Origin of the sequence: Azospirillum thermophilum (genome assembly GCF_003130795.1) — a bacterium.
In the GTDB taxonomy this organism is placed as follows: Bacteria; Pseudomonadota; Alphaproteobacteria; order Azospirillales; family Azospirillaceae; genus Azospirillum; species Azospirillum thermophilum.
Map to the genome: position 1 here is coordinate 602,316 of NZ_CP029356.1, position 12,287 is coordinate 614,602.

Annotated in this window: 11 protein-coding genes, 1 tRNA gene and 2 pseudogenes; 8 read left to right on the forward strand and 6 right to left on the reverse strand. The window is 69.0% G+C overall.

Annotated features, from left to right (window positions below):
* Positions 1-63 precede the first annotated feature (63 nt).
* The 4 genes from DEW08_RS23870 (at position 64) to DEW08_RS23885 (ending at position 5,296) form a co-directional block, all read left to right on the forward strand.
* Positions 64-1,227, forward strand: a complete 1,164-nt coding sequence (locus tag DEW08_RS23870; RefSeq protein ID WP_109331942.1) for an ATP phosphoribosyltransferase regulatory subunit — start codon at positions 64-66, stop codon at positions 1,225-1,227.
* A gap of 69 nt (positions 1,228-1,296) precedes the next feature.
* The gene (locus DEW08_RS23875) at positions 1,297-2,589 is read left to right on the forward strand and encodes an adenylosuccinate synthase (RefSeq protein WP_109331945.1); all 1,293 of its coding nucleotides are present in this window, start codon (positions 1,297-1,299) and stop codon (positions 2,587-2,589) included.
* A 151-nt stretch (positions 2,590-2,740) separates the two neighbouring features.
* Positions 2,741-4,777 carry a serine/threonine-protein kinase gene (locus tag DEW08_RS23880; RefSeq protein WP_109331946.1) on the forward strand — a complete coding sequence of 679 codons (2,037 nt, stop codon included), beginning with the start codon at positions 2,741-2,743 and terminating at the stop codon, positions 4,775-4,777.
* A gap of 51 nt (positions 4,778-4,828) precedes the next feature.
* Entirely contained in the window at positions 4,829-5,296 is a 468-nt protein-coding gene (locus DEW08_RS23885; RefSeq protein WP_245986950.1) for a hypothetical protein, read from the forward strand.
* Positions 5,297-5,329: 33 nt separating this feature from the next.
* On the opposite strand, the gene rpoH is transcribed toward DEW08_RS23885, so the two are convergent.
* On the reverse strand, positions 5,330-6,214 hold the full coding sequence (gene rpoH / locus DEW08_RS23890) for an RNA polymerase sigma factor RpoH (protein WP_109331948.1): 885 nt from the start codon (positions 6,212-6,214) through the stop codon (positions 5,330-5,332).
* Between the two features lie 151 nt (positions 6,215-6,365).
* Positions 6,366-7,372: pseudogene (locus tag DEW08_RS23895) on the reverse strand (RluA family pseudouridine synthase).
* A gap of 48 nt (positions 7,373-7,420) precedes the next feature.
* Between DEW08_RS23895 and DEW08_RS23900 the strand changes: the two are divergent.
* From DEW08_RS23900 to DEW08_RS23910, 3 genes are all read left to right on the forward strand, one after another.
* A complete protein-coding gene (locus DEW08_RS23900; protein WP_109331949.1) occupies positions 7,421-7,741 on the forward strand; it encodes a hypothetical protein in 321 nt (106 codons plus the stop codon).
* Positions 7,742-7,764: 23 nt separating this feature from the next.
* Complete coding sequence (locus DEW08_RS23905; protein WP_109331954.1) at positions 7,765-8,790, forward strand: threonine aldolase family protein; 1,026 nt, start codon at positions 7,765-7,767, stop codon at positions 8,788-8,790.
* A gap of 55 nt (positions 8,791-8,845) precedes the next feature.
* Positions 8,846-8,921, forward strand: a tRNA-Glu gene (locus tag DEW08_RS23910).
* Positions 8,922-9,015: 94 nt separating this feature from the next.
* On the opposite strand, the gene DEW08_RS31345 is transcribed toward DEW08_RS23910, so the two are convergent.
* Complete coding sequence (locus tag DEW08_RS31345; RefSeq protein ID WP_168220493.1) at positions 9,016-9,168, reverse strand: hypothetical protein; 153 nt, start codon at positions 9,166-9,168, stop codon at positions 9,016-9,018.
* A 162-nt stretch (positions 9,169-9,330) separates the two neighbouring features.
* On the opposite strand from DEW08_RS31345, the gene DEW08_RS23915 reads away from it, so the two are divergent.
* Positions 9,331-10,014, forward strand: a complete 684-nt coding sequence (locus DEW08_RS23915; RefSeq protein WP_109331959.1) for an HAD family hydrolase — start codon at positions 9,331-9,333, stop codon at positions 10,012-10,014.
* Positions 10,015-10,039: 25 nt separating this feature from the next.
* On the opposite strand, the gene DEW08_RS23920 is transcribed toward DEW08_RS23915, so the two are convergent.
* From DEW08_RS23920 to DEW08_RS32865, 3 genes and pseudogenes are all read right to left on the reverse strand, one after another.
* Positions 10,040-10,597, reverse strand: coding sequence for a hypothetical protein (locus DEW08_RS23920; RefSeq protein ID WP_109331960.1), 558 nt, complete (start codon positions 10,595-10,597; stop codon positions 10,040-10,042).
* A gap of 168 nt (positions 10,598-10,765) precedes the next feature.
* Positions 10,766-11,584, reverse strand: coding sequence for a 4Fe-4S dicluster domain-containing protein (locus DEW08_RS32860; protein ID WP_342760798.1), 819 nt, complete (start codon positions 11,582-11,584; stop codon positions 10,766-10,768).
* A 314-nt stretch (positions 11,585-11,898) separates the two neighbouring features.
* Positions 11,899-12,234, reverse strand: a pseudogene (locus tag DEW08_RS32865) (4Fe-4S binding protein); the annotation flags it as partial.
* Between the last annotated feature and the right edge of the window lie 53 nt (positions 12,235-12,287).

Here is a 12,287-nt window from a genome sequence, read left to right on the forward strand (position 1 = left end):
GTCGTTTCGTGACGACGCATGCCGAATGGCGACCACGGTTCCTTTCAAGAGACGACGCTGGCCATGCCCGCCGACCCGATGAGCACCGCCCTGCTGCCCGCCGGATTGCACGATGTGCTGCCGAACGAGGCGTCGCACGAAGCGGACACGGTGGAGCGCCTGCTGGCGGAGTTCGCCGGCCTCGGCTATCAGCGCGTCAAGCCGCCGCTGGTCGAGTTCGAGGACAGTCTGCTGTCCGGCTCCGGTGCGGCGATGGCGCAGCAGACCTTCCGGCTGATGGACCCGCTGTCGCAGCGGATGATGGCCGTGCGCGCCGACATCACGCCGCAGATCGCCCGCATCGCCACCACCCGCCTGAAGAACGAGCCGCGGCCGGTGCGGCTGTGCTACGCCGGGCAGGTGCTGCGGGTGAAGGGGTCGCAGCTTCGCCAGGAGCGGCAGTTCACCCAGGTCGGCGTCGAGCTGATCGGCCCGCTGCAGCCCGAGGCGGACGCCGAGGTGATCCTGCTCGCCGTCCAGGCGCTGGAGGCGGTCGGTGTCCCGCACCTGTCGGTCGACCTGTGCGTTCCCACCATGGTGTCGCGCATCTGCCGCGGCCTGGGCCTCGGCGAGGAGGAGACACGCCACCTGCGTGCCGCCCTCGACCGCAAGGACGCCGCCGGCGTGGCCGCGGTGGGTGGTCCGGCAGCCCCCCTGCTGCAGACGCTGATGGCCGCCTCCGGGCCGGCCGGCCGCGCCATGCAGGCGCTGGGCGCGCTGGCCCTGCCGGAAGCGGCGGAGACCGACCGCCGCCGGCTGACCGAGACGCTGCGCCTGCTGCGCGCCGCCAAGCCGGACCTGACGGTGACGATCGACCTGGTGGAGCATCGCGGCTTCGAGTACCAGACCGGCCTCAGCTTCACCCTGTTCTCGCGCGATGCGTCGGGCGAGTTGGGGCAGGGCGGCCGCTATCGCGCCGGCGCCCGGCCGGATGCCGAAGAGGACGGGGAACCTTCCACCGGGTTCACGCTGTATATGGATACGCTGCTGCGCGTCGTTCCGGCGACGCAGGCGGCGAGGCGCGTATTCGTGCCGCATGGTACCGACTGGGCCGTCGCGGGCAAGCTGCGCGCCGAGGGCTGGGTGACGGTGGCCGGGCTTTCGCCGGCAGCCGATCCGGTGGCGGAGGCGAGGCGCCTCCAGTGCGGCCACCGTCTGGCGGACGGCTCCGTCCAGCCGGTGGACTGAGGGTTTCGGACCCCTCCCCATCGGGGGTGAGGGGACAGTTGCGTTTTCATTCTTGTTGCGGAGACACAGATGGCCAACGTGGCGGTGGTCGGCGCCCAGTGGGGTGACGAGGGCAAGGGCAAGATCGTCGACTGGCTGTCCAGCCGGGCCGACGTGGTGGTGCGCTTCCAGGGTGGCCACAATGCCGGCCACACGCTGGTGATCAACGGCGTCACCTACAAGCTCAGCCTGCTGCCGTCGGGCGTCGTCCGCCCGGGCAAGCTGTCGGTGCTGGGCAACGGCGTCGTGTTCGACCCCTGGGCCTTCATCCGCGAGGTGAACGCCATCAAGGAACAGGGCGTCGACGTGTCGCCGGCCAACCTGCTGGTCGCCGAGAACGTTCCGCTGATCCTGCCCGTGCACGGCGCCATCGACCGCGCCCGCGAGGAGGCCCGCGGCGCCGGCAAGATCGGCACCACCGGCCGCGGCATCGGCCCGGCCTACGAGGACAAGGTCGCCCGCCGCGCCATCCGCCTGTGCGATCTGACCGACGAGGCGGTGCTGGTCGAGAAGGTCGACGCCCTGCTGGCCCACCACAACGCGCTGTTCCGCGCGCTGGGCGCGCCGGAGATGGCGCCGGCCGACATCCTGGATCCCCTGCGCGAGATCGCGCCGCAGGTGCTGCCCTATGCCGCCGTCGTCTGGAAGCAGCTCGACGAGCTGCGCCGCGCCGGCAAGCGCATCCTGTTCGAAGGCGCCCAGGGCACGATGCTGGACATCGACCACGGCACCTATCCCTTCGTCACCTCCTCCAACACGGTGGCGGGCAACGCGGCGGCCGGCAGCGGCATGGGTCCGCGCGCCGTCGGCTACGTGCTGGGCATCTGCAAGGCCTACACCACCCGCGTCGGCTCAGGCCCCTTCCCGACCGAGCTGAAGGACGACATCGGCGAGCTGATCGGCCAGAAGGGCAAGGAGTTCGGCGTCGTCACCGGGCGCAAGCGCCGCTGCGGCTGGTTCGACGCGGTGATGGTGCGCCAGGCCGTCAAGACCGGCGGCATCGACGGCATCGCGATGACCAAGCTGGACGTGCTGGACGGCTTCGACGAGATCAAGGTCTGCGTCGGCTACCGCCTGGACGGCAAGGAGATCGACTATTTCCCGGCCAATTCCGGCGCCCAGGCCCGCGTCGAGCCGATCTACGAGGTGTTCGAAGGCTGGAAGGACAGCACCCAGGGCGCCCGCTCCTGGGCGGAGCTGCCGGCCCAGGCGGTGAAGTATGTCCGCCACGTCGAGGAGCTGATCCAGGCCCCGGTCGCCCTGCTGTCGACCAGCCCGGAGCGCGACGACACCATCCTGATGCACGACCCGTTCGCCGACTGAGCGGTTACCCACCAGGCATTGCAGCCGGCCGGTCCTTTAACTCCGCTTTAAGGAGGGAGAGGGCAGGCCGGCCTGCCATTAAGACTTTATTTCCCCTTTTTGCGCCACCTAAGGCGTGCACACGCTCGCAGGCCCAGGGGAATCGCAGGTCATGCCGTCCGACACCGCTGCCGCCGTCGATCGGACGCTGTCCACCGCCGACCCCGTCCGGCTCGGCGAACGGTACGAGATCCTTCCCGACCTGCCGCTGCCGGCGCTGAACGCCGTCGGGGGAAACGCCTTCACGGCCAAGGCCCTGCGCGACAAGCGGCAGGAACCCTTCGCGATCATCTGCCACCCGACGACCCTGCCGCGCACCGACATCGCGGCCACCGTCTCCAGCTTCGACAACGGCACGCACATGCGGCTGCTCGACTGGGGGCTGGTGGACTGGCCGCAGGAACGGGGAGGCCGTCGGTATTGCATGATCTTCGAGCGGCCGGGCGGCCGCCGGCTGATGAACGCCATCACCGACAGCATGGAGCCGATGCCGGAGGACCAGCTCACCCGGCAGATCGTCCATCCGCTGGTGCCGGCGCTGAAGGAGATTTCGAGTCGCGGCGTGGTGCATGGCGCGATCCGGCCGACCAACCTGTTCTTCCGCGACATCGCCTCGGGCGGGCTGATGCTGGGCGAATGCGTCTCGACGCAGCCCGGCTACGGCCAGCCGCTGCTGCTGGAGACCATCGAGCGCGGCATGGCCCAGCCGGCCGGGCGCGGCACCGGCACCATCGCCGACGACCTCTACTCGCTGGGCGTCACGCTCCTGCTGCTCCTGCTCGGCCGCAACCCGGTCTCCGGCATGGACGACGAGGCCATCCTGCAGGCGAAGATCGAGCGCGGCTCCTTCCCCGCGCTGGTCGGGCAGCTTCGCCTGCCGCTGGCAATCGGCGAGGTGATCCGCGGCCTGCTGGTCGACGATCCCAAGCAGCGCTGGACGCTGAACGACCTCGACCTCTGGGTCGCCGGCCGCCGGCTCAGCCCGAAGCAGCCGCAGATCTCCCGCCGCGCCGCCCGGCCGCTGGAATTCCAGGGGGCCGAGTACTGGCACTGCCGCACGCTGGGCCGCGCCTTCGCACGCAACGTCTCCGCCGCCACCTCGGTGATCGAAAGCGGCGAGCTCGACAAATGGCTGCGCCGTTCGATGGGCGACGAGGCGCGGGCGGATGCCGTCGGCAACGCCGTGCAGACCGCCAGCAGCGGCAAGGTCGGCAGCATGGCGGAACGGCTGGTGGCCCGCGTCTGCATGGCGCTCGACCCGACCGCGCCGATCCGCTACCGCGGCCGGGCGATGATGCCGGACGGCATCGGCGGCGCGCTGGCCGACGCCTATATCCGCGGCGAGTCGCCCCAGGCGGTGGCCGAGATCATCAACAACCAGCTCCCCATGTTCTGGGTGAACGTCCAGTCGGACTTCAAGCCGGAGTTCGTGCCGCTGGTCCAGACCTACGACCAGCTCCGCAGCTTCATGGAGCGGACCTCCTACGGGCTGGGGCTCGAGCGGGTGCTGTACGAGATGAATCCGGCGATGCCGTGCATCAGCCCGCTGGTTCTCAAGCAACTGCCGACCAACCCGGGAGAGCTGCTGCGGGCGCTCGACTGGGCGGCGGCGGGCGGCGAACGGCACAAGGACCCGGTGGACCGCCATATCGCCGCCTTCCTGGCCGCCCGGATGAAGCGCAGCGACGACCTGCTCTACACCCAGCTCGCCGCCGGGGTGGAGCCGATCCGCCGCGTCATCGCCATGCTGACGATCCTGGCGGAGGTGCAGGCCCGTACCGGCATCGACGGGCTGTCGCATCTCGCCGCCTGGGTGGTCTCGCTGCTCGATCCCGCCTTCCGGCGGTTCCACAGCCGGCCGCAGCAGGACGTGGTGCGCAAGGCCGCCGATTCGGCCGCGCACAACGGCCGCCTGACCGAGCTGCTGAAGGTGGTGGACGATCCCGAGTCGCTGCGCCGCGACCGGCTGGAGTTCGAGGCGGCGCAGATCGCCTATCGCGAGGCCGACGCGGAGATGGAGAAGGTCCGCCACACCATCGCCGACCGCAACAGCATCGTCGAAAGCTCCGGCCGGCAGGCGGCGGCGATCGTGTCAAGCCTGGTGTCCACCATCCTGGTCGCCGGCATCATCCTGTTCTTCGCGTTCTAGAAGGGATCGGAGCAATCCATGGCAGGAAGGCGCAGGAAGAAGAAAGGCGGGATGCTGACGCTGATCCTGCTGATCATCCCGGCGGCGCTGATCGTGCTGCCGACCTCCATGCTGTTCGCGGTGGGGATGATCCCGACCATCGTCGCCTATGTCGTGGACCGCGATCCGGAGAAGACGGCGCCGATCACCGTCGGCGGGCTGAACTTCTGCGGCTGCATGCCCTTCGCCATTCAACTGTGGAAGCACAACCACACCATCGGCGCCGCGGCGAAGCTGCTGGCCGATCCGGTGTCCTGGCTGGTGATGTACGGCGCCGCCGCGGTCGGCTGGGGCATCTACTACGCCGTGCCGCCGCTGGTCGCCGGCATCGAGGTGTCCCGCGCCGAAAAGCGCGTGGAGGTTCTGAAGCAGAAGAAGGTCGCCCTGGTGCAGGAATGGGGGCCGGACGTCGCAGGCGACTTCTACGACGACAGCGGCGGGCCGGAGCCGGGCATGGAAGAGGCGCAGGCGGCGGGCTGAGCCGCCGCTTGCCGCCGCGTCACCGGGGCTGGGTCACATCGCCAGCTTCTGCTCGACCGCCGCGTTCTTGATCGCCTTCTGCAGCTTCTCGAAGGCGCGGACCTCGATCTGGCGGACGCGCTCGCGGCTGATGCCGTACTTCTGCGACAGATCCTCCAGCGTGGTGGGGGTCTCGCGCAGCCGCCGCTCCATCAGGATGTCGCGCTCGCGCTCGTTCAGGTGGGCCATGGCGCCGGTCAGCAGCTTCCGGCGCTTCTTCAGCTCCTCCTGCTCGGCCAGCGAGATTTCCTGGTTGGCGCTTTCGTCCACCAGCCAGTCCTGCCACTCGCCCTCGCTGTCGGCGCGCAGCGGCGCGTTCAGCGAGTGGTCGGGGCTCGCCAGCCGGCGGTTCATGTTGACGACGTCCTGCTCCGGCACCTCCAGCGTCTGGGCGATGGAGCGCACCTGCTCGGGCGACATGTCGCCTTCCTCGATGGCCTGCATCTGGCCCTTCAGCCGGCGCAGGTTGAAGAACAGCTTCTTCTGGGCGGCGGTGGTGCCCATCTTCACCAGCGACCAGCTGTGCAGGATGTATTCCTGGATCGCCGCGCGGATCCACCACATGGCATAGGTCGCCAGCCGGAAGCCGCGGTCGGGGTCGAAGCGCTTGACCGCCTGCATCATGCCGACGTTGCCTTCGGAGATCAGCTCCGACAGGGGCAGTCCGTAGCCGCGGTAGCCCATGGCGATCTTCGCCACGAGACGCAGGTGGCTGGTGACGAGCTGATGGGCGGCATCGGAGTCCGCATGCTCCTGCCAGCGCTTGGCAAGCATGTACTCCCGATCCGGGTCCAGCATCGGGAACTTGCGGATTTCCTGGAGGTAGCGGGAGAGATTGCTCTCCGAGCTGATCACCGGAACGCTGGATGCCGTCGCCATGGTTCAACCCCTCTGCGAGGGTCGCCATTGCCGCCTTCCCGATGGGATGGCGCGGGACCCCTCTTGGTCTGGGCCGGACGGCAGGCCGGAGCCGCCGTCACCGCCTCTCATTGGTCAACGATAGCCAAGGAACCTGCACAGGTATAGTCGATTACAATGAATCCAACGTGACAATCAGTTCATGGAGATCGCCCGGCAATTGCGAGTCAAAGCGCAGCTTTTCCTGCCGGCCGGGATGATTGAAGGTCAATGCGGTGGCGTGTAGTGCCTGCCGCGGGAATCCAACAAGTCGATTGCGGACGGGTTCCGGCAGGGCCGACGCATGTTTCCCGCCGGGCCGCCCGCTGCGCCCCCGGCCATAGAGCGGATCGCCGACCAGCGGATGCCCGATGTGCGCCATGTGGACGCGGATCTGGTGGGTGCGCCCCGTCTCCAGCACGCATTCGACCAGGGCCGCAGCCGGCCCGAAGGCCTTGACGACGCGGTAGCGGGTGGCGGCGTGCTTCCCGCCATGCTCGACCACCGCCATCTTCTTGCGGTCGGCCGTGCTGCGGCCGATGGCGCCTTCGATCCGGCCCTGCCCGGGCGACGGGACGCCCCAGACGAGCGCCAGATAGGTGCGGCTGAGCGAGCGGTCGGCGAACTGTTCGGTCAGGGCATGGTGGGCGCGGTCGTTCTTGGCGACCACCATCAGGCCGCTGGTGTCCTTGTCGAGTCGATGGACGATGCCCGGGCGGCGGACCCCGCCGATGCCCGACAGGCTGTCGCCGCAATGGGCGAGCAGGGCGTTGACCAGCGTGTTGTCGGGGTTGCCGGCGGCGGGATGGACGACCAGCCCGGCGGGCTTGTCGATCACCAGCACGTCCTCGTCCTCGTAGACGACCGTCAGGGGATGTCCTGGGCGACCGGCTCGGCCGGCTCGGCCTCAGGGATGACCAGCTCGAAGGTCTGGCCGGGTTTGACCCGCAGGGACGGGTCCGTTATCGTCCGCCCGCCCTCGCGCACGTGGCCCTGTTCCATCAGGGCCTGCACGCGCGAGCGCGACAGGCCCTCCAGCCCAGCCGCCAGCGCCTTGTCCAGCCTTTCCCCGGCCGCATCGTCCGGTACGGTGTAGAGGTGGAGGCCGTTGCTGTTGCCGGTATCCGCGGGCTCGGGCATCGTCTGATCGTCTTCCTGTTCCAATCGCGCGAGAGTGGACCCCAAACCGTGCAGTTCCTCAAGGCACTCGTCGTCATCATGGGCGTTCTGATCATCGCCGGCTTCGCCGTGATCGGCGTCGAACTCTACAAGCGCATGAACGATCCGGCCCGCGGAACGCCGGAGCCGGACCGGCCGGTCGCCGGCAAGGCGGTCGAGGACGTGGTGCTCGACGTGCCGGCCGGCTCGCGCATCGGCGAGATCGTCGTAACGGGCAACCGTGTCCTGTTCAAAGTGACGCTGCCGCAGGGGCCGGATCGCCTCTATGTTGTCGATCCGCGCTCCGGCGCGGTCACCGCCACCATCACGGCCGGAAAGGCCGTTCCCTGAGGCCGTTCCCCGAGCAGGTCGAGATGAGCCACGATTTCCGCAGCGACAACGTCGCCGGCGCAGCCCCCGAGGTGATGACGGCGCTGACCGCCGCCTCCACCGGCTTCGCCAGCCCCTACGGCAATGATCCCTGGACGGAGCGGCTCAATAAGCGCCTCTGCGCCTTGTTCGAGACGGAGGTGGCCGTCTTCCCGGTGGCGACCGGCACGGCGGCCAACGCGCTCGCCCTGTCGGCGGTGGTCCCGCCCTTCGGCGCGGTCTATTGCCACGAGGAAGCCCACATCCATGTCGACGAGTGCGGCGCGCCGGAATTCTATACCGGCGGTGCCAAGCTGGTCACGCTGCCGGGCGCCAACGGCAAGCTGACGCCGGACGCGGTGCTGAACGCCCTGAAGACCGCCCAGTTCGGCGTCGTGCACCGCATGCAGCCCTCCGCCCTCAGCCTGACCCAGGCGACCGAGGCCGGGACCGTCTACCGGCCGGAGGAGGTGGCGGCCCTGGTGGACGTCGCCCACGACCACGGCATGGCCGTGCACATGGACGGCGCCCGCTTCGCCAACGCGGTCGCGCGGCTCGGCTGCGCGCCGGCGGACCTGACCTGGAAGGCGGGCGTGGACGTGCTGACGCTGGGCGGCACCAAGGGCGGCTGCCTGGCCGCCGAGGCGGTGATCTTCTTCAACCCGGCCCAGGCCGAGGATTTCGGTTACGGCCGCAAGCGCGGCGGCCATCTGGTGTCGAAGGGGCGCTTCCTGTCGGCCCAGCTCGACGCCTGGCTGGAGGACGGGCTGTGGCTGCGGCTGGCCGGCCATGCCAACGCCATGGCCGACCGGCTGGCTGCCGGCCTTTCCGCCCTGCCGGGCGCCACGATCGCCTATCCGGTCGAGGCGAACGAGGTCTTCATCCGTCTTCCCGAGACGGTGATCGTGGCGCTGGAGGCTGCGGGATTCTCCTTCTACCGGTGGGACGGCGGACTGATCCGTCTCGTCACCTCTTTCGACACTCCGGCCTGGGCGGTGGACGCGTTCGTGAAAATCGCCAAGAGCGCGTGAGAAAAGGCTTGATCGGCGGGCGAGGCTTCGTTACAAAGCCGCCCACGCCGACGACGTCCCCTTCGTCTAGAGGCCTAGGACATCGCCCTCTCACGGCGGTAACAGGGGTTCGAATCCCCTAGGGGACGCCACTTCCGCGTCACGATCAAGCCCCGCCTCGTGCGGGGCTTCGTCGTTTCCGGGGCCTTGGATCGGCCGACCGCGGCAGCGTGCCGGCTGTCCCGGTCAGTCGCGCAGGTCGATCTGGAAAAGCTGCAGGTCGAGAAGCTCCAGCCGGGGCCGGCGCGGCCGGCGCTTGTGCAGGCGCAGGGCGGCGCGGGCGCGGCCGAACAGCGCGGAAGTGCTCTTGATCCTCAGGCCCTTGGTCAGATGGCGCATGTCGGCTCGTCCTTGCCAGCGTCCGTGTCCGGTTGGCGTCACTCTTGCCGCGGCACTGTGACAGTTTCTATCGCTGCACCGCCGAACGGTAAGGAACCCCTGATACGGCGGTCATGTTCCCATCCCTGCGCTATGCCAGCGCAGGGATGAGAGGGAGCAGGCATGACCGCCACGGCAAAAGGGACGGTGCAGGCTGTCATATTCGACGTCGACGGGACGCTGGTCGATTCGGTCGATCTGCATACGCACGCATGGGTGGAGACCCTGCGCCATTTCGGATATGCGGTGGAGTTTGCCGAGGTACGCTCCCAGATCGGCAAGGGCGGCGACCAGCTCGTCCCGGTCTTCGTTCCGGAAGACGACCGCGAGCGGCTGCAGCCCGAGATCGAGCGCTATCGCCACGCCCTCTTCCTGCGCGACCACATCGCCCAGGTGAAGCCCTTCCCGGCGGTGCCGGACCTGTTCCGGCGCCTGAAGGAGACCGGGCGGAAGGTCGCCCTGGCCTCGTCGGGCAAGCCGGACGAGATCAAGCGCTACAAGGCGATCCTGGGGATCGAGGGGCTGCCGGACGTCGAGACCGCCTCGTCCGACGCCGAGCAGTCGAAGCCGCATCCGGACATCTTCCAGGCGGCCCTGGACAAGCTGGGCGTCGGCCCGGCGGAGGCCGTGGTGGTCGGCGACACGCCGTGGGACGCCCTGGCGGCGACGCGTGCCGGGATCGCCGCCATCGGCATGCTGTGCGGCGGCTTTCCGGAGGGTGCGCTGCGTGACGCCGGTTGCCGGGAAATCTATCGCGACCCGCAGGACCTGCTTCGGCGCCTCGACGAGAGCGTGATCGGCGGGTGAGGCGGCCCGCCGGGGCCGGCTGCGCTCAGTAGACCGCCCCGACCGCCCGCTTCAGCGCCTCGCGCGCCTCGAAATCCAGCACCGGCACGCCGCCGCGGGCCTCCAGCATGAAGGCGCCGGCATCGGAGAGCGTGCGCATGGCGAAGCCGGCGAGCGCCGGCGGCTCGGACGACAGCGGCTGCCTGTCATAGACCGGGCTGAAGCTGCAGCCCATCAGAAGCGCCCGCATGATCAGCGTCTCATCCGACGAAGCGCCGGAGGAGGGGGAGTTGATGCCGAACAGCAGCCGCTCGGCCTCGCCCTCGTTGACCAGCCCGCGTTCCAGCATCACGTCGATCATGGCGGCGCTGGTCATCACCGGCGCGGCACGGCCGCGCCAGCAGAAGCGGCCGTCGTCCCACCCGACGTCCAGGCAGCGGAAGACCATGTGCGGGTCGGCGCCGCCCGGGAAGCCGGCCACGATATAGTTGACCCTCACCAGCCCGTTCCAGGTCCCGGCCGGGGCCAGGATGCAGGACAGGTGATTACGGGTCAGCCGCAGATAGGTGTCGTTGATGCCGGATGGCTCGAAGTCGAACAGCATGCGTTGGCCCACCTTGCTCCGGGATCGCCTGTGTCATCGAACGATTCAGGTTAGGCTCGGTTCCCGCGCTGCAAACTGCCCTTCCGGATGCTCCCCCTTCGCGCAGACAAAAAGGCGGCAAGCCCGGAAAGACTTGCCGCCGGCGTTACGCCCTATGTGCAGGGTGGATCAGTTGGGGGTGGGCCCCAGGAAGACCGTGGCGCGGCTGTCCGTGTCGGTGCTGGTCCGATCGGTCAGCTTGAAGGTCATGGGCAGAGAGTTCGCCGTCACCGACCCGCGCGGCGCCGTCACATAGACGCGATAGGTGGCGACGCTGTCGGGATCGGCGGCGATGGTGGCGAGATGGTCGCCCGCGGTCTTGCCATCCTCCTCGCCGATCACCTTCACTTCGGCCCCGGCGATGCCCTCGGCGCTCAGCACATAGCTGCGGGTCTGCCGCGTCTTGTTGGCGACCTTGAAGGTGTAGGCGTTGCGGATGCTGCCGTCGGACAGGGTGACGAACAGCGGCGCACGGTCGCGGATCACCGTGATGTCCAGCCGCGGCCGCAGGGCGAAGCTCCAGGCCATGGCGCCGAGGATCACCAGCATCAGCAGGCCGTAGACGATGGTGCGCGGGCGGATCAGCCGCCAGACATAGGGCTTGGCGGTGGCGCGGGAGTCCTGGGCGGCGAGGCTGTCGAAGGCGATCAGGCCGGTCGGCAGGTTCTGCGCGATCATGATGCTGTCGCAGGCGTCGACGCACAGGCCGCAGTTGATGCAGTCCGCCTGCTCGCCGGTGCGCACGTCGATGCCCATCGGGCAGACCTGGACGCACTGGGTGCAGTCGATGCAATCGCCGAAGCCCTGGGCGCGCCTCTCGTCCCAGCTCTGCGACTTGCGCTTCGGCCCGCGGTTGTCGCCGCGGTCGGCGCGGTAGGTGACGACGAGGCTGTGCTCGTCCAGCATGGCCGTCTGGATGCGCGGCCACGGGCACATGTACATGCACATCTGCTCGCGGTCCAGCCGGCCATGGCGTAGGTCATGCCGGTGAACAGCGCCAGGAAGCCTGCCGCCTCGTAGGAGGCGTTGAAGGTGACGAGGTCGTGCACCAGCGCCGGCGCGTCGGTGAAGTAGGCGACGAAGCCGAAGCCGGTGACGAGGCTCAGCGCCAGCCAGCCGGCATGCTTGCCCGCCTTGCGCAGGAACTTGCGCGCGGTCCAGGGCGCCTTGTCGCCGCGGATGCGCTCCGCCCGGTCGCCTTCGAAGACGCGCTCGATCCAGACGAACAGGTCGGTCCACACCGTCTGGGGGCAGGCGAAGCCGCACCAGACCCGCCCGGCGAGCGCGGTGGCCAGGAACAGGCCCAGCGCCGAGACGATCAGGATGCCCGTCAGATAGTAGATTTCCTGCGGCCAGATCTCGATCCAGAACAGGAAGAAGCGCGGCGTCGTCAGGTCGAACAGCACGGCCTGCGACGGCGCGTCGCCGCCGCGCTCCCAGCGGATCCACGGCGCGATGAAGAAGATCGCCAGCAGGACGCCGAGCGTGATCGTCTTCATCCGGCGGAACCGGCCGCGGACGGCCTTCGGATGAACCTTCTTGTGCTCTTCGAAAAGCTGAACGCTGGCGGTTGGCTTTGCTGCGCTTCCGTCGGGCATGTGCGTGCGCCTGGGCTCCGGATCGAGAATCGGAGCGGACCCTAAGGCCAACG